The sequence below is a fragment of the Dyadobacter crusticola DSM 16708 genome, assembly GCF_000701505.1.
Classification (GTDB): Bacteria; Bacteroidota; Bacteroidia; order Cytophagales; family Spirosomataceae; genus Dyadobacter; species Dyadobacter crusticola.
This window is the reverse complement of the sequence record NZ_KL370786.1, coordinates 275254-297331: the sequence shown is the minus strand read 5'-3', so window position 1 is coordinate 297331 and position 22078 is coordinate 275254. Positions and strand designations below refer to the sequence as shown.

Genomic DNA, 22078 nt, shown 5'->3' with positions numbered 1-22078 from the left:
AAACGATTACGTATTTTGCTTGTCCTGCTAATACTTGGGACAAATGCATTTTCTCAAACCAGTTCAAAAACTAAAACTACCAGAAAGATGAAGCTGAACGCTGGAATTATCACTTCAAAAATGGCCGAAACGAAGGAGTTTTACACGAAACAACTCGGCTTCGGTATTACCTTCGAAAACGAGTTTTACCTGCTGCTGCATACACCCGGCAAAGAATCCGAGATCAGCTTCCTCCTACCCGACCACCCATCACAGCAGCCGCTTTTTCACAAGGCTTTTCAGGGACAAGGAACCTATTTCACAATAGAGGTGGAAGACTTGGATTCACTTTACAAAGACTTGAAAGACAAAGGAATAAAGATCCAGATCGACCTCCGCGACGAACCTTGGGGCGACCGGCACTTTGCAGTCACTGATCCTAATGGTGTGGGGATTGATTTTGTGAAATATTCGCCGCAGGATAAATGAAAGACCAACTAAAATTGGCGTAGCGTATTTTGCTGATCAATATTATTTAAGACTGGCTAAGTGAATGCATATGGAAACTTATCGATGTTTGGATACGATAAACCCTACAATTGAACAACTACAACTGTGGGCATATGATTTAGACCTTTACTTAACTGAACAAGATGAGGATCTGATTCTGCATTCAAATCAATATTTACCCGCACTCCTTCAATTTGCCTGTGATTGCAGTTGTCCAAAGAAGGAGTACTGTTTTTCGATATTAGAACATCACGTTGAACATCTTTTATCTCGCCGCGATATCAAACTAATCGACGAAGCAGCGGTAATAATCTCCCAGATAGAAAATGTGACTGATACAGGTGTTCTTGAATGGAGGGCAAGTTTTTACTGGATTTCAGAATTGATCGCGAGTCCGCGAAAGCTGAATTTTGAAGAAATGCAAGAAATTGCAAGCTTTCTGATCGGAACTACCGGTGAAACGCCAATATTAACCACCGTCACGATCTCAGGGTATTTTCAATTCGAACAGACTTTCGAAGTATACACGGATTACTTGTATATCAACCCGTCTACATCGGATTGGAAATACTCACATAGACTTCCAATTAGTATTTAGTTTCTAAAAAAACCGAGTTGCTTTCGTGTCCATTCGTGCATTCGTGGCATAAAAAGTCACCTCATTACCGCTCGCTGCAACATATCCGTTTCCTGCAAAACTTTATTCTTCAAAAAGCCAGGATAGTTCGGGTTAGCCTTTAAAAACGCATTCACAACAGCCGCGGCTTCCGGTGATGAATGCCCGGAAAAGGTACTGTGCAGCCAGCGCGTTGGGAAGAAAATGTCGCCGGTTAGCTGAATTTCCTGTAAAAGATCAAGCGACGGACGGAGGTACTTCACCGAACTTCGGGCGCGCAAAGGATGATGCAGATAGCCAAGCGCCTCGATAACCCATGCTTCCTTTTCGCGGCTGCTTTCCTTTTTCAAAGATTCAAAAAATTCATCACGCACCTTCTCGTCAGGATTGAGTGCAGGTATTACAAACTGCATTCTGGCTTTTCGATCAGGATTTTTTGTGTTCGCTATTTGCTCATTTAATACTTCTGCGGCCACTTCCGGCTGTTTCAATGCGAGTTCGTAAGCAAGGGAAATCTTGTCGTCTTCTGACAGTACCAGGTCTTTCACAACAAGCTTACCATTCCACAGTGATCCCAATTTTGCAAGTCCGTCGGGAGTTGCAGCCAGATTTTTGAAAGATCTGAAATACGAAGTTTTCACACCCTTATCTTTCGTTTCATTCAACAGACGCCAGAGTAGCTTTTCCAGATTTTGCTGGTGTGAAGCGCGTTGACTCGCATTTAGGAAATTCCACCAGGTAGTCTGCTGTATCCCCAGCATATAATCTATCAGCAGCGGATTTGATTCTTTCGGTAATGTTTCAAACAAGTTTTTAAGCAGATTTTCCGCATTCGACTTACGCTCTCTCAAAAAACCTTCCCAAACATTTACCAGCATTGCACCTTTGAAAACTGGCTCGTCGAAAATCGAATCAGGTTCATTATAGTGTGTGAAAAAGTAATTTTTACTTAAACTATCCATTTCAAAATAGCCGTAACCGACTCCATCGCCATTTGGAAAAACGAGCCTTCCATCCTGAGTATCGCGCTCCTGCGTTTTGAGCGGTTGGTCCCAAACTCTGCCCGAAACTGAATCCTTAACCTGCTTTAAAACAGCCTTATAGTTCGCCTCGCCGATCGTATACGCCGGCATACCCGCGGTTTTTACCCACACATTACTCCATGTTACAATATCGTCCGGCGTTTTACGGTCGATGATCGTGATCAGATCGTCCCAGCGCGCATTGCTGAATGAAAATGTTTTGAGATACTCGCGCGAACTTTCCTGCATCAAGTCAGGACCAATGATTTTTTCTAGCTTTCGCATCACAATCGGTGCTTTCAGATAGATGATGGCGCCGTACAAAGTTCCCGCATTTTTCAGGTTGCCGAGTTGCTGCAAAATCGGGTTTGTACCCGCTGTGCGGTCGACTTCGTAAGCGCCCGGATAATGCGCAAGCAAGAAACGAAGCTCATGGTTGATCTCCGGAAAGCTGGGCTGGACGATCTTGGCAGCCATAAAATTGGCGAATACCTCTTTCAGCCAGACGTCATTAAACCAATCCATCGTCACCAGATCCCCGAACCACATGTGTGCAGATTCGTGCGCGATCACACTTGCTCTCGCCATTAGCCGGTTAACAGAAGGATTTTCATCGAGGAACAAAGCAGACTCATTGTAGAAAACCGAACCCGGATGCTCCATTCCGCCGTATTGAAATGAAGGTATCAATGCAAAATCAAACTTGCCGAACGGGTATGGAATGCCGGTATACTTTTCCAGCCAGGCGAGGGATTTCGCGTGCAATGCAAACACTTCATCACGGTTGCGATTCACTTTTACAGTGTCTGTCTCGCGGTAATACATCGTCATTTCCCGCCCGTCCACTGTTTTTGTAGCTTTGAAAAACTTACCCGCCGCAAATGCAAACAAATACGAACTGACCGGCTTCGTCTCTGCGAAATGATAGATTTTCTTATCTTTTTCCTCCGTTTTTGAACTTAGCGCACCATTGGACACAGCCTCCCAGTCAGCAGGCGTTTTCAATGTGAGCGTGTACCTCGCCTTCAAGTTAGGCTGGTCGAAAAGCGGGAAGCAGGTCGATGCGCGGTCGGGGACAAACAGGGTATAGAGGTAATCTTCGCTCCGGTTCAGCGAAAGGTCCCCAGCCACAAAGGAGATTTGGATGCTGTTCTTTCCTTTGTTCAGATGTTTCGGCTGAATGACAATATGCTCATTAGCAAATTGATATTCCAGATTTTTGCCTGCACTTTTAACTGCCAGAATGTGGCTGCTGTCAGTACTGAAATCCAGTACAAGTGCAGAATCGAGCGATTTGAGCTCGAATGTAATTGTCTCCTCCCCATTGATCCGGCCGCCTTTCCCGTCCGGAATGTCCAACGTAATGTCGTAGCGAATGCTATCAATGTGCTGCTTGCGGTATTGGTTTAGTTCAAATGAGACACCTTTTTCGGGAGTGTTACTGTGCTTTTGGCACGCAGCGAAAACGAGTAAAAACAAAGAAAAATGAAAGAAGATTTTCATTACAATTGAGGCTGATTGTTCCAAAAATAGCATTTTAATACCAACTTAGGGGCGCAAATTAAGTTGTTACGTTCCGTAACATTCTGTATATTGAACAGCTAAACACACACTTGTGAACGAATTTAATCTAAGAATGCGCCTGGCAGCGCTTCGCCAGTATTCCAGTATTTAAGAGACAATCAGGATGCGCTCTCACGCGAAAAGATCGACGAGATCCTGGATGTAATTGCCAAACTATTACAGGTTTTAAAAGAATTGGAAAAGAGAAGATAGATATGACAGCAACAACAAAAGTCCGGGAAGACATCGACTCATTACTTTCCGAAAGCAGGAAAGCGATCGACGAGGCGCAAGATTACCTTTCAAAAAATGGGGTGAGGTATCAATTACAGGATTGGATTACCATTGCCGAGTACTGTAAAAGATTCAATATCCCTAATACACAAACCGTTAGCAACTGGATCAAACGCGGCATAGTCCCGGAAGAAGATACTGTGGTCATTGAGGAATACAACAACATCCGGCTCATTAAAGCAATTCCTTACCACGAAACCCCCAAGCAACAGTAGCCACGCTGTTACCCAATTTTAATAAATGAAAATTATTTTACGATTTGCATTGATTTGCCAGATCGCAGTCACCGGCACTGCTTTCTCCCAAACCCTCTCACCGCTCACAGTCGAGAAGATCATGCGGGATCCTAAGAGCTGGATCGGGACTTCGCCTTCGGATATTACCTGGGCTGACGATTCGCAAACCATTTACTTCAACTGGAACCCGGATAAAAACATGTCCGACTCGCTCTACGGCTATTCGCTCGCCAGCAAAGCAATCAGCAAAGTTAACATTCAGCAGCGGAAGATACTTGCGGGCAGAAACGGAACGTATAACAAGAACCGGACAATCCGCCTCTATGAAAAGAATGGCGACATTCACCTGATTGATTACAAGAATTTCCGCATTCGAACTCTTACCAAAACCGTTGAGAGGGAAAGCAATCCGGTATTCAGTGGTGATGAAAAGAGCGTAATTTTTGAGAGAGGCAATAACCTCTACTCGGTTTCACTTGAATCGGGTTTGCTGGCTCAGTTGACGGATTTCAAACCCGGCAATAAAAAGCCGGACCCTAAACCTGGCGAACAGGAAAAGTTTTTGAAAGAAGATCAGTTGTCGATGTTTGAGGTTCTGAAAGAACGCAAAGAGAAAAAAGATGCAGGCAAGAAAATCTCGGATGCTGAAAAACCGACATTGCCGAAGGAGATTTACCTGAATGAAAAGTCAATTTTAAACCAAACAGTAAGTCCCGATTCCCGCTTTATTACTTACAGATTAACCCAGCCTGATAAATCAGCAAAACAGACCATCGTTCCCAATTATGTAACTGAGTCGGGCTTTACTGATGATATCGCAAGCAGAACCAAGGTGGGAGCGCCGGCCTCTTCTTATGAGTTTTGGGTGTATGATGTAAAAAAAGATACTGCGCGCAAAGTCAGCGTGAAGGACGTTCCCGGCATTCACGACAAACCTGATTATCTCAAAGACTATCCCAAACTGGATACTGCCTGGAAAAACAAGGAGCGCGATGTGATCATTCATGGTCCATTCTGGTCTGAGACGGGGAACAATGCAGTAGTTGTAATCCGCTCACTCGACGGCAAAGACCGCTGGATTATGCGTTTCAATGCAGATTCGCTCTCATTGAAACTGCTCGACAGGCAGCGTGATGAAGCCTGGATTGGCGGGCCTGGCATAGGCGGGTATCCGATGAGCGCGGGTGAGATCGGCTGGCTCAATCAGGAAACAGTTTATTTCCAAAGTGAAGAAGCGGGCTATTCACATTTGTATGCTGTCAATGTAAGTACAGGTAAAAAAACAGTGATTACTTCCGGCAATTTCGAGGTGCAGAATGTGACTTTGTCAAAGGATAAAAAGAGCTTTTACATTATTACAAATGAGATCCACCCGGGTGAGCAGCATTTGTTTCGAGTAGCTGCAACAGGCGGTGCCCGCACGAGGCTCACGCACAATGCCGGCGCCCACGAAGCCACGCTTTCACCGGACGAGACGAAAATAGCAATCCGCTATTCCAGCAGCAATGTACCCTGGGAGCTGTATGTAATGGACAACCCGAAAGTCGGTTCAAAGCCCCGCGAACCGGAGCGGATTACCAGGTCAGTTTCAAAAGAATTTTTGTCGTATCCCTGGCGTGAGGCCAAAATTGTAACGATCACCGCAACAGATGGAAAGCCGATTTATGCGCGCGTTTATGAGCCTGCCAAATCAAACGGGAAAGCAGTGATATTTGTGCACGGCGCGGGTTACCTGCAAAATGCGCATAAATGGTGGAGCCAGTATTTCCGGGAATATATGTTTCACAACCTGTTGACGGACAAAGGCTACACCGTACTTGATATGGATTACCGCGCAAGCTCGGGTTACGGCCGCGACTGGCGGACGGGCATTTACCGCTTCATGGGCGGTAAAGATCTTACAGACAATAACGACGGAGCTGCCTGGTTGGTTAAAAAGTACGGAATTGATCCAAAAAGAATAGGAATTTACGGCGGATCGTACGGCGGCTTTATCACGTTAATGGGACTTTTTACTACGCCGGATGTATTCAAAGCTGGCGCTGCATTGCGACCGGTAACCGACTGGGCCTCTTACAATCACCCTTATACTGCCAATATCCTCAACGAACCACAAGCGGACAGTCTGGCTTATCGAAAGAGCTCTCCCATTTATCATGCGGCAGGGTTGAAAAACCACTTACTGATATGTCACGGGATGGTAGATGTGAATGTACATTACCAGGATGTGGTGCGGCTGTCACAGCGGCTCATTGAATTGGGGAAAGACAATTGGGAGCTCGCCTCCTACCCGATGGAAGATCATGGTTTTACAGAAGCTTCCTCCTGGACGGACGAGTACAAAAGGATATTAAAGCTTTTTGAGGAGAAACTCTAAAAGAAAACGCCGACGGAAATTTCCCGTCGGCGTTTTCTTTGAACTAATGCAAGATCAGGCTGCATTGTTGATTCTGCGGATTAACGGATATCCTCCAAAATCCTCCCATTTGTGCAGGATCAGGTTTTTCTCCCGGCTGGTATGCAGTCCGAAATCAATCAGGATTTCACCGTCGATCAGGCGATTTTGAAAATACTCTGCATATTTATCCGACAACACAGAGCTGGCCAGTGCCCTGGCGCCGCCATTTGCCATATCTCCTGCCACTACAAGGGCCAGCCCCGGAATCGCCACAAATCTTCCCATCACATCCAGTGCTTCCGAGGTCCTGGTTACCTGTAGCTTCTTTTTCGTGGTGTTACTTTGGTAAAAATAGTTACTCTTATGTTCGTACAATCGGTCAAATGTATCTTCCGACATGATCAATGTGATCTCGCCTGCATTGTATCCTAACCGCAGCAATGTCTGATAGGCATTTTCTGCGTCTTCCCTCGTGGCAAATACTCCCGTGACAGTATTGATGCTCTTATTTTGCTGTATAGAATCCATAATTAATTGGTGTGTAAAAGTTCAAAAAGTACTCAGCATATAGAATGTGTAATAAGAATGACACGTGTTAGTAAAATCCGTGCCAGCGTGCGTTTACAACGTCCTGTTTTAAAAAGCGTCGACTACGCTGTAATCTGCACTTTACCACTGATCTTCGTGGTATTTATTCTACATAAAACAAAACTTTTGCCCGATAACAGTATTTCAATTTGCCCTTCGACTTATATTTCCAGCCTTAAAACCAACTTAGCTCAAACAATGCAAAGCACTTTTTACCCCATTAAAATGATCGCCCTGGCCACTGCCGCAGGTGTCTTCGGAACCTGTATGACTGCATTCGCGCAGGTTGGCGTAGGCGTGAAAGCTCCAAAGGGAGCGGAAGTGTACATGGACGGGAGCCGCAAAATGCTCGACGATAAATGGATTTACTGGGAAGGACCCCGCTTCGCTGCAAAGCCGCCTATCAAATGGACTGTCGTAAATGACCCGGTAGACCAGGGTACCGTCATCAACTGCAACGATCCTGCATCCGCTGGCGGCTTATACGGTGCTGCCGACATTGTTACTAAAAAACAGTTCAAAGATTTCCGCGCTCACGTAGAATTCCTGATTACCAAACCCGGAGGCAACAGCGGGGTTTACCTGCAAAACAGGTACGAGATCCAGGTGCTTGACGGCGATACTACTTCGCACGGAATGGCCGCCGTGATCAACGAGTCGAAATCACCTTATTATGCTTACAATGGGATTGGAAAATGGAATGCTTACGACATTCTGTTCCGTGCCGCTCGCTTTAAGGATGGGAAGCTGGTAGAACAGCCGATGGTTACCGTCTATTTCAATGGTAAAAAGGTCCATTCAAACCAGAAAATCTCACAGGTTTGGGGCGGACCCAATTCTGGCATTGATGGTGGAAATGACGGCGGTAAAGGGATTACCGACAAACCGGGCGGCTTGAAGTTGCAGTCGGAAGGACACGATGTGTACTACCGCAACATCTGGATCAAGGAAATGGAACTGGAAAAGCCGGACACCGATTTTTAGATAACAAAAAAGACCTGGCAATTTTGAAACTGCCAGGTCTTTTTTTCTAGTCAATTCTTACTTGGCGTAAGCGATTTTGAAAATTGTCCCATTCAAATCATCGGTTACGTACAGTGCGCCGTCTGGTCCCTGGGCTAGTCCGCACGGGCGGTGCTGTATCGGCCCAGTCGGCTTTGCCAGATCCACACCTGCGAAATTATCTGCAAAAATCTCCCACTTACCCGGCTTTCCATTCACAAAAGGCACGAATGCGACGAGGTACCCCTTTTTCAGCTCAGCCGACTGACTGTGAAATGCGATAAACGCACCGTTTTTATATCTGGCCGGAAACATTTTCCCCGAGTAGAACAACAATGCATTGGGTCCCAGGTGAGCCGGAAAACCTACCAGCGGATTAATCGCCTTCTCGCCCGCAGTTTTCTTTCCATCCCCACCATATTCAGGCGCGAGCATTTTTTTGTTTTGAAAATGATCGTAGTAAATGTAGGGCCAGCCTGCATCGTCACCCTCTTTCAAACGGTAGAGCGTCTCGGCCGGCAACTCTGCGCTTTGTTTCGGCGTGTAATACTGCGGATACATATCGTCGAATTTACCGCGACCATGCACCGTTACGTACAATGCGTCAGTTTTGTTGTCCCAATCGATGCCGACTGCATTCTTTACACCGGTAGCAAAGCGGGTACCATCTGAAAACTTCTGGTTCAGTTTATCCGCGCTGAACTTCCACACGCCGCCGGCTGAGTCAAGGATTGTGCAGGGCGACATTCCTTTACCTGACCCGGTTTCCCTGCAATTGTCGCTGTAAGAACCCACGGTAACATACAGGTTCCCTTTATTGTCGAGCGTGATCGGCTTCGCATTGTCGCGGCCTTTGTCAACCAGCCCGTCGACGATCAGCTCGGGCTTGTCGAAATCGATAACCTCCTCTTTGTCGTTCAGCTTGTAGCGGTACACACCTTTGTTGGAAGAACTGTACAGATAACCGTTCTTGATGGCTATACCGGTTCCCGGGTAATCTCCGAACAACTTTTGCTCGTCGATCTTACCGTCGTTGTCCGAGTCCCTGAGCAGGTAAATGCCTTTGCCGTCTTTCAGCTTGGAAAGCTTCACGTACATATCCCCATTCTTACCGACTACCATGTGCCGGGTCGGGCCGAGATCGGCGGCCAGTATTTTGGCAGAGAATCCGGCCGGTAATTTGATTTCCTTGGCATCCACAGGCTCGAATTTGCTGCTTTCAGGTGAGAGGGCGCCGGTAGTACTTTTGTAGGCAAAAAGTGCCGATGCTCCGGCCAATCCCAGAAACAGGCCCGCCGATTTAAATAACTTACTTTGCATGTAACGTTTGAATTGAATTTGATTTAATTTATCACAGGTAAACCATTGGAGATGCATTTAAAAGCATCAGAGCAAAGACTAGCTACTTTCTCCAAGATTTATTTTTCTGCCCTGTCATGTAATTTGGAATAATTTTTTTTAACACCTTTGGTCCATAAATCAGCAGGTCACGTAAACTTTTAAATCAACAACCAATAATCTTTTTAACCTCAAAAGCTATGATTCCATTTGATGAAGATGACGATGAAGTATATGATGACGACCTTCCGGGCAACTATCCTTCCGAAGAGGATATTTTCAGAAAAGGGCTAATCGAAGCAGATATTGACCCCGAGGATATCACCCGTATGAAGCGCCCGGCCGAGCTGGATGCAGATGACTGGAATGAGAAAACTTTTGAAGACGATCTTACCGGGGAAGACCTTGACGTACCTGGCTCTGAATTTGATGACGAAGACGAGGAAATCGGTCGGGAAGACGAGGAAAATAACTATTACAGTCTCGGTGGCGACAACCACGAAGCCCAGGAGGAAAATCAGGGCGATTAGCAACCCGTATATACATAGCAGGAGCCTGGCAGTTTTGCCAGGCTTTTTCTTTGTCACAAGTGTGGAAACACCAAGCTAGCGAATCCTACAACGCGCATCACAAGTATGAACAACCAGCTTGCCACTTTTTCTTAAAAAGTTGACAAACTATGGCTGCATTTACTGCCGGGGCATTTAAAAAAGAGCTGATCGCAATTCTTGATTATTGGGAAAAATACGGCCCGGATCCGGAGAGAGGAGGGTTTTATGGCAGGGTAACTTACGATAACCAGCCAGTAAAAGACGCCGAAAGATCGGTAGTGCTGACGGGCCGCATTCTGTGGACATTCTCGTTGGCACACCGCCTTTTTAAAGAAGCCCGGTACCTGACCCTCGCCGACCGCGCTTACCAGCAACTTTCCAAAAACTTCATCGATCCGGAGCACGGAGGTGTGTTCTGGTCCACCACGGCCGACGGCGCTCCCAAAGAGACAAAAAAGCAGATATACGGGAATGCATTCGCCATGTATGGGTTAAGTGAATATTATAGGGTAACCCACCATAAACCTGCATTGGAACAGGCGATATCGCTTTTTCATATTATCGAAAAACATGCATTTGACCCGAAAAACGGCGGCTACCGCGAAGCTTTTGCGAGAGACTGGTCAGACACCGATGATTATATATTAAGTAAAAGTCCGTGGGTTAAAAGCATGAACACGCATTTGCACCTCGTGGAAGCTTATACAAACCTGTACACAGTGTGGCCGGACCAGCAGCTGAAAAAACAGACCACGAATATGCTGGATGCGATCATCACGCACATTGTAAATCCGCAAACCAACACCATGCAGCTGTTCTTCGATGAAGAATGGAAAGCGAAAGATAATATTGTTTCGTACGGGCATGACATTGAAGCTTCCTGGCTGCTTTTCGAAACTGCCGAAATCCTGCATGACAAACAGCTGATCGCCAGAATGAAACAGAAGTCGATTCAAATGGCGCGGGTTGCGAGTAAAGGATTGAGCCCCGACGGCGCACTGAACTATGAGTACGATCCGGCGACAAAACACACCCAGACAGACCGCAGCTGGTGGGTAGGCGCAGAGCAGCTCGTGGGTTTTTACAACGCATATCAGCTTACCGGCGAAAAACAATTCAGGGACAAAGCTGAAAAAAGCTGGGATTATGTAACAGGCAAGTTCATCGACCAGGAGCGCGGCGAGTGGCACATGACGGTGAAAGAAGACGGCACTCCCGTGAAAGGCGACAAGATCAACTTCTGGAAATGTCCTTACCACAATGCACGCGCGTGCGCCGAAATGTGGCGCCGCATAGAAAAAGGGTGATCTTAGTTAAAGAACATTTCGTCGACGAGCAGCAATGCGCGGTTGCCTTTTGAGCCGTGCCACTCCGGGATTTTCTCAACTGGTTTCACCACAACTTTCACGAAAGAAACACTTTGAGGTTTGAATCGCCCCTCCACCATTTTCAGACAAGCCTTATCGCCTTTCGAAGGAAGCGGCGCTTTAAAGGTTGAGATCAGTTTCAGATTGTCACGGCTGTTACCTCCCCACACCTCCACGAGTTGCGGCGGGAATATGCCTGTCGCCTCCTCGATCATATAATGCAGTCCCACCGAAGATAATGCGACCGGCTTCCTGAATTCGGACATCAGTACCATATCATTATTCCGCACACCGGCCCAGTTATTAGCCCAGGCGGGATTATTCGCGCCTATCACACCGAGCTTTTTATCGAAAAACGTCTTTGCACCTTCGGCCTGATGTACGCGGTTGAGTGGTTGCAACAGGTTCACACTGTCGGGATTATAGGCGCTCTTAAAGAAATCGAATGTGGCCAGCTCGCTTCCGTACCAGCCATTTTTGTAAGCCCTGGCTTTGACGGTTGCGCTGGAAGTAAGGATTGTTTTATTGTCAAAAAGCGGGGAAGTGATGCTGTCCGGCTCGGTTCCGTCCATTGTAAAGCGGATATCCACTCCTTTGATCGGGTGTTTCAATTCCAGGGGTGCAGTTTTGGCGAAAATCATCGCGCTGTTCTTGACCTGGGGCGGGTTCAACCTCAATGGATTTTTGCCATCGTCCTTGAAGCCGCCAATGATTTCTACGTTCCTGATTTCTTCTTGCAAAACGGCCACGTCAGCAGCAGACAACCTGGTATCCCAGACTGTTACTGTTTTCAGACTCTTCAATGCAGGCAACAAACCCTTCAAATCAGCCAGATTGACCTTGGTACCCGAGAGTGTCAGACTTTGCAGGTATTTTAATGAAGAAAGTTCTTTGAGTCCAGCGGCAGTTACCTCGGTAAAGTTGAGATCCAGCTTTCGCAGATTTTCGAATTGCGCTATGCTTTTCAGGTCAGCATCTTTCACCGGCATTTTGTTGAGGTTCAATGACACAATCTGCTGCCTGATCTTGCTCAGTTCATCAAGCTGTTTGGAACTATAACTTGCCGCATTGTAAATGTTCACAGCAAGTGCCGGCGATTCGCGGGCGAGCGGCAGAATGGTCCGGTAATCTGAATTCAGCTTGGCAATCTCATCTTCATCCGCCGCAGCAAAACTGAATTGTTCTTCTGCCTGGGCAGGTTTAAGATAGGCAGTAGCCAGGAGCCGCAATGAGTCCGATGCGGCAAGATCAACCACCTTCTTGTTAAAATCTGCCTTTTGGTTCACCCACAAAGTGAGCAGGGAAATCTCCTGCAAGGTAAGCTGTGCTTTTCCCGACGGCGGCATGTGCTTTTTTTCTTCCATCGGCAAATGCACTCTTTGCAATAACAAGCTCATAGCCGCATTGCCGGGCACGATCAGCTTGCCTGACTTACCTCCTTTCAAGATGGAGGCCGGATCTGTGAGGATCAATTCTCCTTTGAGTTTATCGGGATTGTGGCAGCTTGTGCATTTCTGTTCCAGGATCGGCTGGATCACATTCGTGTATACCACGGCTTCGTCCAGAGATACGGCGCCCATTTCATTTTGGCTGGATACCGGCTCCCAAATGAAATTGCTCCCGTGCGTCAGTGCTGCGCCGTAATGCCCGGTAAGTACCAATGCAATTATAGTTACAAAGGCGCCGGCCCTGGCGACTGGTGCTTTGTACCAACCTGAGTTCCGGACAAAATAGATAATCGAAGCAATGAAGAAAATACCTGCACCTGTCCATTTATGGAGGGTCAGCACTTCTCCGGCATATCCTTCCTCTTTTGACAGGAAAATCCCCATTATCACTGTAATAGCAGCGAAAAGGGAGCCGATCAGCAGCAGGTTTTGAAGGAAATTTTTGTAAAACTGATTGGTCGCATACTCAGGCTTGAACCTGAAAAATTCGAGCAGCATTGCAATCAGCAGGATCACAATCGGGAAATGCAGGATCAGCGGGTGCATTCTTCCGATCGTTTGCAGCCAGGCAGGAACCACCAGCTTGCTTTCAAAAACCAGTAAGAACAGAATGAAAATATTGGCAGCAACAAGTACTTGTTCCGCAAAAAACCTGAATCTTAAATACATTAAAGTCTCACCAAGAATTTGATCAAATAAGAATTTAACTGCGCAGGTCAGCTGATTATATCACGGACTACTTTACCCGAAACATCCGTAAGCCGGTATCTCCTGCCAAGGTGTTTGAATACGAGCTTTTCGTGGTTCAAGCCCAGCTGGTGCAGCACAGTAGCCTGAAAATCATGAACATGCACCGGATCTTTGGCAATGTTGTACCCGAGCTCGTCTGTTTCTCCATATACCATTCCGGGCTTGATCCCGCCGCCTGCCATCCATATTGTAAAGCAGCGGGGATGGTGATCACGACCGTAATTATCTGCCGTCAACTTTCCCTGCGTGTAGCTGGTGCGGCCAAATTCTCCACCCCAGATCACCAGTGTTTCATCCAACAATCCCCTCTGTTTCAGGTCGGTTACCAATGCAGCTGAGGCCTGGTCTACGTCCATTGCCTGCTTGGTAATTTCATAAGGCAGATTGCCGTGCTGGTCCCAGCCCTGGTGATAGAGCTGAACGAAACGTACGCCGTTTTCGGACAGCTTCCGCGCCAGCAGGCAATTGGCAGCGTAGGTACCCGGCACCAGACATTCTGGTCCGTACAGCTTGATGATGTCGTCCGATTCTTTGGAGAGATCCATTACCTCCGGCACTGCAGTCTGCATGCGGTAAGCCATCTCATACTGCTTGATCTTGGCTGTGATTTCCGGGTCGCCAAATTCCTGGTAGGATAATTCGTTCAGCTGTGAGAGGTTATCGAGCATTTCGCGGCGCTCTTTCCGGTCCATTCCCTCGGGATCTCGCAGGTACAAAACAGGGTCTTCGCCTTTGCTGAACTGCACACCCTGGTGTACCGAATCCAGAAACCCGTTTGACCACAATTTGGAATAAACCCCTTGTCCGTTACCGACCCCGCGAGAAAGCAGAACAGTGAAGTTGGGCAGGTTTTTATTCTCATTACCAAGACCATAACTCAGCCAGGAGCCCATACTCGGCCGGTTTCCCTGCTGCGAGCCGGTTTGTAAAAAGGTCAGTGCAGGATCGTGGTTGATTGCTTCCGTGTACATGGACTTCACAATGCAGATATCGTCCACAATCTTGGAAGTATAAGGCAGCAAGTCACTTACCCAGGCTTGTGACTGACCATATTGCTTGAAATCCACGAAAGAACCGACCAACGGAAATGAAGCCTGATTGGCCGTCATACCGGTAAGTCGCTGACTGCCGCGTACCGAAGGTGGAATTTCCTGCCCGAGCATTTTACGGAGCTTCGGCTTATAGTCGAAAAGCTCCTGCTGCGAGGGCGCACCGTTTTGGAACATATAAATAACCCGCTTGGCTTTCGGCGCGAAATGCGGAATGCCCGGCGCAAGTCCCTCCTCCTCTAATCCTCCTCCTTTCAGCAGATCTGGCATCAACAGCGACCCAAGCGCCACACTCCCAATGCCGAGACTCATCGTAGATAAAAACCGCCGGCGATTGAAGTTGAACCCGTGTTCAATGATTTCTTTGTCCATGTTTTTTGACTATCGGCTGTCGGCCATCGGCTATCAGCTTTTGTTTTCAATTTCTTTGCTCAAAAACCCCAAAAAGCCGACTGCCGAAAGCCGAGAGCCGACTGCTCCCTTAGCTTTTCGTTATCGTCTCCTCCAAATTGTAAATCGTTGATACAACCCTCATGAGTGAGGCGAGCGCTTTTTTGTCTACATTTCTCGTCAATGGATATTCCCCGATCGCGATCATTTTTTCTGCTGCGGTAGGACTGATCGTTTTTAGTTCTTTCTCGTAATATCCTGTCAGAACAGCGAGCTCTTTTTCGGAAGGCTTGCGGCAGACGATCAGCCTGAAAGCTTTGGTGATTTTATCTTTAGCGTCCGTTCTTTCCTGTAACAGTTTGGCAGAAAGCACGCGGGAGGCTTCGAGTACTGCCGGGTCGTTCATCATGACCAGCGCCTGCAATGGTGTGTTGGTTTTCAGTCGTTTTACTTCACACAAATCCCGGTTGCTCGCATCAAAAATGCTCATTGTGGGCGGCGGGACTGTCCTTTTGATCAGCGTGTACATGCCACGTCGGTACAGACTTGCGCCGTGATCCTGGTTGTACACCGACAACAATCCACGCCCGGAAGTAGCACCTTCCCACAATCCGGCTGGCTGGTAGGGTTTTACGCTTGGCCCTCCTATTGTTTTGTTCAAAAGCCCGCTGCTCGCTAGTACCAGGTCTTTTATAAATTCTGCGTGAATGCGGTACCGGGGCCCGCGTGCCAGAAGTATATTATCGGGATCGACAGCCAGCTTTTCTTTTGGGACAACAGCCGATTGCCTGTAAGTAGCCGAAGTAACCATTTGCTTGACAAGCCGCTTGATATCCCAGTTATGCTCCATAAAATCAACCGCAAGCCAGTCGAGTAATGCAGGATGCGAGGGCAGTTCTCCCTGCATTCCAAAGTCGCCGGAAGTTTTGACAATGCCTTTGCCAAATAACTCCTGCCAAAGAATGTTGACGTAAACGCGGGAAGTCAATGGATTTCGCTTGTCAAACAACCATTGTGAAAGTCCAAGCCTGTTTTTAGGATATTTTTTATCAAAAGGCAGGATTGAGCTGGGCGTACCTGGCTGCACTTCGTCACCTGGCGCGTCGTAAACGCCTCTTTTCAGGATGTAAGTTTTCCTCGTTGAGTCCAGATCACCCATTACCGAGACGATAAGGCGGTTGGTGTCGGGTTTGTTTACAAAGCTGAGAATACTCTTCACATCCTCGTCGCTGATCTCCATTAAAGGTTTTTTGGCATAAGTTTCCGGCCCGCCGATTACCGACTCGATACCTACCTCATTCACATTGTTGAAGAACGCAAACATCTGGTAATATTCCTTTTGCGAAAACGGGTCGTATTTGTGATCGTGGCAATGCGCGCATTCCAGTGTGACGCCGAGTAACCCTTTTCCAAAAAGATCATTGCGGTCGGTTACGTACATAATGCGATACTCTTCCGGTATCACACCGCCTTCTTCAGTTATCTTATGATTTCTGTTAAAACCTGTTGCCAGAAGCTGCTCCTTCCCGGAATTTGGAAGCAGGTCGCCGGCTAGCTGCCAGGTTACAAAATCATTGTAATGCATGTTTTTATTAAATGCATGGATCACCCAGTCGCGCCACGGCCACTGCGTGCGGTAACCATCGTCCTGGTATCCGTGCGAATCAGCATAACGTGCTAGATCGAGCCAGTGAATCGCCATTTTCTCGCCGTAAGCAGGGTTTTTCAGGAGCTGATCAACCATTTTCTCGTATGCATTCGGGCTGTTATCAGCCAGAAAGTCATCCATCATTTTTAATGTAGGCGGCAGGCCGGTCAAATCTAGGCTGAGGCGTTTCAGCAGTCGCTCTTTGTCAGCTTCTTCGTTTGGCTGCAATCCTTTTTGTTCCTGTTTTTCAAGAATAAAATAGTCGATCTCGTTTTTAGGCCAATCTTCATGATCTACCTCCGGCACTGCAATTTTGCGGGGCGCTACAAACGCCCAGTGTTTTTCGTATTTCGCTCCCTGCCTGATCCACCTTTCTATCAGGTCTACTTCCCGCTGCGACAATTTGAGGTTAGAAGCTGGTGGCGGCATGCGCAGGGAGGTATCTGTGGTTGTAATGCGCAGGTAAGCTTCGGACAGCTCGGGCTTTCCTGCTACAATCGCGTGGGCCTTGGGGTTGTCTTTTAATGCTTTGAATGCAGCAGCCGGATCGTCAAGACGCAAGCCGGCTTCGCGCTTGTTTGCGTCGGGACCGTGACAAGCCAGGCATTTATCGGAAAGAATGGGACGGATATCGAAGTTATAGCTGACCTGCTCAGGAAGCTTTTCCTCAGTTGCCTGGTTGAGCGACGTATTATTGCAGGATTTAAAAACCAATGCGCCCCATAACAATAGTATGGTGCAGGTTATTCTTGTATTAAATGTCATGGTACGAGGTTCAGGAAACTGCTTGTACAATCCGTCGCTGCTCTAATTAACGCAAAATTGTACACTTATTTATACAATAATGAACATTTTACACTTCACAACTATCCTGCACTATACTGCCCGTACAATATTTTAGAAACAAATACAATCCGTATTTCTGGCACCTTACAGCTTGCGAGAGGGCACTTTAACAAACATTCTGACGGCAAGATTTTGCCGTGCTACTATGAAACCCGGCCATTGCGGACTAATTTGCGCGCATCAACGATTCATCTATATGGGACTAAGGACCTACATCAGGGAAAATTTCATTCTCGATATCAAACCATTTAAACCAAAAAACCTGCGTCGACCGGCGAAAACGCTGGAAGTCGTTTCAGCCTGGGAGGGCCTTGAACTGATCATCGGGGATATCATTGAACAGTTCCACCTCGGTAATGACCGTTGCATTGAATTTGGGGTGGAATTCGGGTATTCGGCGGTTGTGTTTTCCAACTTCTTCAAGTCGGTAACAGGCGTGGATACCTTTGAAGGTGACGAACATACTGCCAATAAAAGCGAACATTTTCGCGATACAAGTGCACGGCTGGCGCCCTACCCCAATATCCAGCTCGTTAAATCTGATTACCGCGACTGGATTAAGACAGACCAGAGCCACTACAACCTGGCTCACGTCGACATCGTGCATAACTACAAAGAAACTTTTGAATGCGGGCTCTGGGCAGCGCAACACAGCGATTGTACGATATTCCATGATACCGAAAGTTTCCCGGCAGTAAGGCAGGCAGTGAAGGACATTGCCAAACAAACCGGACAGACTTTATACAATTATCCCAAACATTTTGGTCTGGGAATTTTAGTGGACAAGAAATCGATTTCCAGGAAATAATAGTCTCTCTTTCAGCTATGGAGAAGGTACCTGTCATTATTGATTGTGATCCCGGGCACGACGATGCGCTCATGTTGATGCTTGCTTTCGGAAGCGGGCAGCTGGATGTGAAAGCAGTGACCGTATCTGCCGGAAACCAGACCCAGGACAAGACTTTTGCAAATACACTCAAAATCCTTTCTGTAATAGGTGCAAGTGTACCTGTATTTCGGGGCGCCGAAAAGCCGCTATGCTGTGAGCTGGTGATAGCCGATGAAGTTCATGGCGAAAGCGGACTGCACGGACCTTTGTTACCTCGCATTGATACCCTGCCGGAAACGCTTCGAGCGGCAGAAGGTATAGCAGGAATCTTAGAGGAAAGCACGAAAAAGGTCACCATTGTAGCCACGGGGCCGCTTACAAACATCGCCACGTTCCTGGAAAGTTACCCACATTTGAAAGATAAAATTGAGCGGATTTCGCTGATGGGCGGAGGTATTTTCAGGGGCAATATGACGCCGCTGGCCGAATTCAATATGTACGTCGATCCGGAAGCTGCGGCAATTGTGTTCCGTGCCGGCGTGCCCATTACGATGTGCGGCCTGGATGTAACGCACAAAGCACTGGTATTTCAGCGTGATATTGAGCTGTTCCGGACCTTTAAAAACAAGTCAGGTGAAGTAGCGGCAGACTTAATGGAGTTTTTCTCAAAATTTTACCGGGAGCAAAGAACGGAACTGGAAGGAGGAGCTGCATTGCACGATCCTTGCGCCATTGCTTGGCTCCTCAGTCCCGGAATATTCAAGACGAAAGCTTGCTATGTGGATGTTGAAACAAAGGGGGAACTAACCCGCGGCGCAACTGTGGTGGATTTTTACAATGTACTTCACCGCCAACCTAACACCATCGTTGCTTATGATATCGACCGGCAGGCTTTTATCGATATGCTTTTCAATGCAGTGAGAAACCTGCCTTGACGCTATCAGAGCAGCACAGACACCTCGTCTTCTACACTTCTGCGGCTTGCCTGGTGCCTCACCACGATGTTGCCTGTGAACAGAATAGCCAGCCCGGCTACCGAACAAAACGCCATCATTCCGACCATTGGAACAGCCGTATTATTATGAAAAAGACTGACCAGTGCGGAAATGATCGCTCCCGCTCCCATTCGCCAGCTGCCCATTAAAGCCGATGCGCTGCCAGTATGTTTGTGAAAAGGAGCAAGCGACAATGCAGATGCATTAGGTCCCGTTAACCCCTGTCCGCAAAGGAAAAGGAACATCATTCCGATCAATGGAAGCAGGCTGAACCAGCTGTTGTACACGCCCACGATCAGAACCATTCCCACCAGGCTTTGGCCAACGAGGGTGGTCTTAATGATCTGTTCACTTGTGTATTTCTTCAAAAGTATGTGGTTCAGCTGCGTGGAACCGATCATTGCAAAAGCGAGGAACGCGAATATCCAGCCGTACTGCTGCTCGGAAACGTTGTAGATATTCATGAAAACATCCGACGAACCAGCAATGTAAGCGAAAGGTGCAGCGGTAGCCAAGCCACCCGCCAGCGTGTACAAAAGGAATTGCGGCTGACTCAAGACAATCCCGAAACCTTTCATCACTGCGCGGGGCTGCAACGATACCGAGGGATCAGCATCCCGCCCGGTAGGCAGAAAAAAGTAAATAGCCAGCATCATCGCACTCACAATGCCCGCCAGGATCACGAAAATCCATTGCCATGCAATGGTGGACGTAACATATCCGCCAATTGTCGGTGCGATCATTGGGGATACGGCTATCACAAGTGTAATCATTGAAAAGACTTCCGCCCTTTTCTGAGGTGCAAAAAGGTCACTTACCAAAGCTTGCGAAGCAACCAGACCTACGCAGCCGCCCATTGCCTGGAAGAACCGCATCGCGATCAAGGCATCAACCGAAGATGTGAGCGCACAACCGATGGACGCGATGACGTACAAACCCAAGCCCACGTAGAGGGGCTTTTTACGGCCAAAACGGTCCAGCAGGGGACCATATAGAATTTGTCCCAAACAGATCCCGATCAGATAGCTGGTCAGGGAAAGTTGTACCCTGTCAATCGTAGTAGCCAGATCCGCAGCTATCCTTGGAAAACCTGGCAGGTACATATCAATTGAGAATGGGCTGACTGTTGCCAGTGAGCCCAAAATCAGGATTATATAAAAATATCGCTTCTTTTCCATGACCATCTTTAATACCAATCTTTTAACGGGTCGAAAGCGGGATTAAGTTCCGGTCTTTCTATAAGTGCAATCTTTTCGTCAATGATGAATATCAGGCGCATCCAATAGCCCAGCATCTACGTATAGTACAATATTGCAGCTGAGCACGGCGCAGTATTTTTGTTATATTTAAACCAAATGAACCAACCAACCGCTCTTAACCTATGAGAACAATCTTCTTGTTACTAACCTTCTTTATGCTGAAAACTTTTCTGCCCCAACCTGCGGAAAAATCAGGTTCTATTCCCGTTTGTCACACTGTTTCCATTCCGGGCAATGATATGTCTGCACTCGCAGCAGATCCTGCTTTTCAGATGCTCCACGAAAATCCCGCAGCTTTTACTTACCAGGGAGCTGGCGAAACTATTTCATTCCCGACGCCGGACGGAAAAACAGCAAGCGGCTTTTTGCTGAAATCACCTAAAAAATCAAATAAGTGGCTATTTGTTTATCAGGAATGGTGGGGATTGAACGACCACATCAAAGAGGAAGCAGCCAAATTGCACAAGGATTTGGGGGACGTCAATGTACTGGCGCTGGATATGTATGACGGAAAGGTGGGAACTACCCGTGAAGAAGCAGGGAAGTTAATGCAATCTGCTTCGGCTGAACGGTTGGCCGCAATCACAAAGGGCGGACTTTCTTATGCAGGTAAAGACGCAAAGGTTGCCAGTATCGGATGGTGTTTTGGCGGAATGCTTTCGCTGCAAAATGCGATCGAAGGAGGTAAACAGGTGGTGGGCTGCGTCATGTACTACGGCCGCCCGGAAACAGATGTTGAAAAATTGAAGAAACTCAATACGGATGTACTCGGAATTTTCGGCAGCCAGGATCAAGGTATCAATCCTGCTATGGTGAGTAAATTTGAAGAAGATATGAAAACTGCCGGCAAAAAAGTTACCATCAAAATGTACGATGCGGTACATGCTTTTGCTAATCCAAGTAATGCGAAATACGACCCGGTAGCGACTGCTGACGCGTATAAGCCGACTATCAATTACCTGAAAGGTAAGCTATCTTAACCCCACGTAGGAAAAAGAAATGCCCGCCAAATGGTTGATCAACCACCTGGCGGGCATTTTCCTTCCAGACTTATTTATCGTCTGTTTTCTTTTTGATATCACTCTTAATTTCTTTCGCTTCGTCTTTGGTTGCGTTGTAGGCTTTTTCAGTGCCGCGTTTCGCTTTTTTAGCGCCTTTTTCTACGCCGTCTCCCACGTACTCAGCACCTTCCTTTGTCTTATCACCAACGTATTCAGCGCCGTCTTTGGTTTTTTCACCAACGACTTTGGCATCTTTCTTAATTTCCTTGCCTGCTTTTCTTCCGGCAGATTTAGTCTTGTCGACAGCTTGCTCTGTTTTAGTCTCTGCATCTTGTGCGTAAGCAGCGGATGAGAATGCGATTAAAGCGGCTAATACAAATACCTTTTTCATGATTTCTG

The 22078-nt window shown here is 47.3% G+C and carries 18 protein-coding genes; 10 read left to right on the top strand and 8 right to left on the bottom strand.

Annotation, left to right across the window (positions count from 1 at the left end; genetic code table 11):
* Window positions 1–87 precede the first annotated feature (87 nt).
* Window positions 88–468 (top strand): VOC family protein, encoded by a 381-nt coding sequence (locus tag Q369_RS0123325; protein ID WP_031530137.1) that lies wholly within the window; start codon window positions 88–90, stop codon window positions 466–468.
* 70 nt (window positions 469–538) lie between these two features.
* Window positions 539–1087 carry a hypothetical protein gene (locus Q369_RS0123320; RefSeq protein WP_035333776.1) on the top strand — a complete coding sequence of 183 codons (549 nt, stop codon included), beginning with the start codon at window positions 539–541 and terminating at the stop codon, window positions 1085–1087.
* 56 nt (window positions 1088–1143) lie between these two features.
* Here the strand turns inward: Q369_RS0123320 and Q369_RS0123315 are convergent, their stop codons facing one another.
* Entirely contained in the window at window positions 1144–3630 is a 2487-nt protein-coding gene (locus tag Q369_RS0123315; protein ID WP_031530135.1) for a M1 family metallopeptidase, read from the bottom strand.
* Window positions 3631–3905: 275 nt separating this feature from the next.
* On the opposite strand from Q369_RS0123315, the gene Q369_RS0123310 reads away from it, so the two are divergent.
* Both Q369_RS0123310 and Q369_RS0123305 read left to right on the top strand, forming a co-directional pair.
* Window positions 3906–4199 (top strand): hypothetical protein, encoded by a 294-nt coding sequence (locus Q369_RS0123310; RefSeq protein ID WP_031530134.1) that lies wholly within the window; start codon window positions 3906–3908, stop codon window positions 4197–4199.
* A gap of 25 nt (window positions 4200–4224) precedes the next feature.
* Entirely contained in the window at window positions 4225–6597 is a 2373-nt protein-coding gene (locus Q369_RS0123305) for a S9 family peptidase (protein WP_031530133.1), read from the top strand.
* Between the two features lie 54 nt (window positions 6598–6651).
* Here Q369_RS0123305 and Q369_RS0123300 read toward each other — a convergent pair whose 3' ends face one another.
* Window positions 6652–7146, bottom strand: a complete 495-nt coding sequence (locus Q369_RS0123300) for a hypothetical protein (protein WP_031530132.1) — start codon at window positions 7144–7146, stop codon at window positions 6652–6654.
* Window positions 7147–7431: 285 nt separating this feature from the next.
* Between Q369_RS0123300 and Q369_RS0123295 the strand changes: the two genes are divergently transcribed.
* Window positions 7432–8190 carry a 3-keto-disaccharide hydrolase gene (locus Q369_RS0123295; RefSeq protein ID WP_051664278.1) on the top strand — a complete coding sequence of 253 codons (759 nt, stop codon included), beginning with the start codon at window positions 7432–7434 and terminating at the stop codon, window positions 8188–8190.
* Between the two features lie 57 nt (window positions 8191–8247).
* On the opposite strand, the gene Q369_RS0123290 is transcribed toward Q369_RS0123295, so the two are convergent.
* Window positions 8248–9528, bottom strand: coding sequence for a PQQ-dependent sugar dehydrogenase (locus Q369_RS0123290; protein WP_031530130.1), 1281 nt, complete (start codon window positions 9526–9528; stop codon window positions 8248–8250).
* Between the two features lie 218 nt (window positions 9529–9746).
* Between Q369_RS0123290 and Q369_RS0123285 the strand changes: the two genes are divergently transcribed.
* Window positions 9747–10076: a hypothetical protein gene (locus Q369_RS0123285; RefSeq protein ID WP_031530129.1), complete on the top strand. Its 330-nt coding sequence runs from the start codon at window positions 9747–9749 to the stop codon at window positions 10074–10076.
* Window positions 10077–10225: 149 nt separating this feature from the next.
* On the top strand, window positions 10226–11404 hold the full coding sequence (locus Q369_RS0123280) for an AGE family epimerase/isomerase (RefSeq protein WP_031530128.1): 1179 nt from the start codon (window positions 10226–10228) through the stop codon (window positions 11402–11404).
* Between the two features lie 2 nt (window positions 11405–11406).
* Here the strand turns inward: Q369_RS0123280 and Q369_RS0123275 are convergent, their stop codons facing one another.
* The 3 genes from Q369_RS0123275 to Q369_RS0123265 all read right to left on the bottom strand — a co-directional run bounded on the left by Q369_RS0123275 (window position 11407) and on the right by Q369_RS0123265 (window position 17514).
* A complete protein-coding gene (locus Q369_RS0123275) occupies window positions 11407–13581 on the bottom strand; it encodes a c-type cytochrome domain-containing protein (RefSeq protein WP_031530127.1) in 2175 nt (724 codons plus the stop codon).
* A 47-nt stretch (window positions 13582–13628) separates the two neighbouring features.
* Window positions 13629–15083, bottom strand: coding sequence for a DUF1501 domain-containing protein (locus tag Q369_RS0123270; protein WP_031530126.1), 1455 nt, complete (start codon window positions 15081–15083; stop codon window positions 13629–13631).
* A 109-nt stretch (window positions 15084–15192) separates the two neighbouring features.
* A complete protein-coding gene (locus tag Q369_RS0123265; RefSeq protein ID WP_031530125.1) occupies window positions 15193–17514 on the bottom strand; it encodes a PSD1 and planctomycete cytochrome C domain-containing protein in 2322 nt (773 codons plus the stop codon).
* A gap of 277 nt (window positions 17515–17791) precedes the next feature.
* Between Q369_RS0123265 and Q369_RS0123260 the strand changes: the two genes are divergently transcribed.
* A complete protein-coding gene (locus tag Q369_RS0123260) occupies window positions 17792–18403 on the top strand; it encodes a class I SAM-dependent methyltransferase (RefSeq protein WP_031530124.1) in 612 nt (203 codons plus the stop codon).
* A gap of 17 nt (window positions 18404–18420) precedes the next feature.
* On the top strand, window positions 18421–19359 hold the full coding sequence (locus tag Q369_RS0123255; RefSeq protein ID WP_031530123.1) for a nucleoside hydrolase: 939 nt from the start codon (window positions 18421–18423) through the stop codon (window positions 19357–19359).
* Between the two features lie 5 nt (window positions 19360–19364).
* Here Q369_RS0123255 and Q369_RS0123250 read toward each other — a convergent pair whose 3' ends face one another.
* The gene (locus Q369_RS0123250; protein ID WP_031530122.1) at window positions 19365–20597 is read right to left on the bottom strand and encodes a multidrug effflux MFS transporter; all 1233 of its coding nucleotides are present in this window, start codon (window positions 20595–20597) and stop codon (window positions 19365–19367) included.
* A gap of 203 nt (window positions 20598–20800) precedes the next feature.
* Between Q369_RS0123250 and Q369_RS0123240 the strand changes: the two genes are divergently transcribed.
* Window positions 20801–21658, top strand: a complete 858-nt coding sequence (locus Q369_RS0123240; protein WP_031530121.1) for a dienelactone hydrolase family protein — start codon at window positions 20801–20803, stop codon at window positions 21656–21658.
* A 70-nt stretch (window positions 21659–21728) separates the two neighbouring features.
* Here the strand turns inward: Q369_RS0123240 and Q369_RS0123235 are convergent, their stop codons facing one another.
* Entirely contained in the window at window positions 21729–22070 is a 342-nt protein-coding gene (locus tag Q369_RS0123235) for a hypothetical protein (RefSeq protein WP_031530120.1), read from the bottom strand.
* Window positions 22071–22078: the final 8 nt, after the last annotated feature.

What these genes read in the sequence shown, in the direction of transcription:
- Q369_RS0123325 (WP_031530137.1), top strand. Translation starts at nt 88, where the DNA reads ATGAAGCTGAACGCTGGAATTATCACTTCAAAAATGGCCGAAACGAAG.
- Q369_RS0123320 (WP_035333776.1), top strand. Translation starts at nt 539, where the DNA reads ATGGAAACTTATCGATGTTTGGATACGATAAACCCTACAATTGAACAA.
- Q369_RS0123315 (WP_031530135.1), bottom strand. Translation starts at nt 3,630, where the DNA reads ATGAAAATCTTCTTTCATTTTTCTTTGTTTTTACTCGTTTTCGCTGCG.
- Q369_RS0123310 (WP_031530134.1), top strand. Translation starts at nt 3,906, where the DNA reads ATGACAGCAACAACAAAAGTCCGGGAAGACATCGACTCATTACTTTCC.
- Q369_RS0123305 (WP_031530133.1), top strand. Translation starts at nt 4,225, where the DNA reads ATGAAAATTATTTTACGATTTGCATTGATTTGCCAGATCGCAGTCACC.
- Q369_RS0123300 (WP_031530132.1), bottom strand. Translation starts at nt 7,146, where the DNA reads ATGGATTCTATACAGCAAAATAAGAGCATCAATACTGTCACGGGAGTA.
- Q369_RS0123295 (WP_051664278.1), top strand. Translation starts at nt 7,432, where the DNA reads ATGATCGCCCTGGCCACTGCCGCAGGTGTCTTCGGAACCTGTATGACT.
- Q369_RS0123290 (WP_031530130.1), bottom strand. Translation starts at nt 9,528, where the DNA reads ATGCAAAGTAAGTTATTTAAATCGGCGGGCCTGTTTCTGGGATTGGCC.
- Q369_RS0123285 (WP_031530129.1), top strand. Translation starts at nt 9,747, where the DNA reads ATGATTCCATTTGATGAAGATGACGATGAAGTATATGATGACGACCTT.
- Q369_RS0123280 (WP_031530128.1), top strand. Translation starts at nt 10,226, where the DNA reads ATGGCTGCATTTACTGCCGGGGCATTTAAAAAAGAGCTGATCGCAATT.
- Q369_RS0123275 (WP_031530127.1), bottom strand. Translation starts at nt 13,581, where the DNA reads ATGTATTTAAGATTCAGGTTTTTTGCGGAACAAGTACTTGTTGCTGCC.
- Q369_RS0123270 (WP_031530126.1), bottom strand. Translation starts at nt 15,083, where the DNA reads ATGGACAAAGAAATCATTGAACACGGGTTCAACTTCAATCGCCGGCGG.
- Q369_RS0123265 (WP_031530125.1), bottom strand. Translation starts at nt 17,514, where the DNA reads ATGACATTTAATACAAGAATAACCTGCACCATACTATTGTTATGGGGC.
- Q369_RS0123260 (WP_031530124.1), top strand. Translation starts at nt 17,792, where the DNA reads ATGGGACTAAGGACCTACATCAGGGAAAATTTCATTCTCGATATCAAA.
- Q369_RS0123255 (WP_031530123.1), top strand. Translation starts at nt 18,421, where the DNA reads ATGGAGAAGGTACCTGTCATTATTGATTGTGATCCCGGGCACGACGAT.
- Q369_RS0123250 (WP_031530122.1), bottom strand. Translation starts at nt 20,597, where the DNA reads ATGGAAAAGAAGCGATATTTTTATATAATCCTGATTTTGGGCTCACTG.
- Q369_RS0123240 (WP_031530121.1), top strand. Translation starts at nt 20,801, where the DNA reads ATGAGAACAATCTTCTTGTTACTAACCTTCTTTATGCTGAAAACTTTT.
- Q369_RS0123235 (WP_031530120.1), bottom strand. Translation starts at nt 22,070, where the DNA reads ATGAAAAAGGTATTTGTATTAGCCGCTTTAATCGCATTCTCATCCGCT.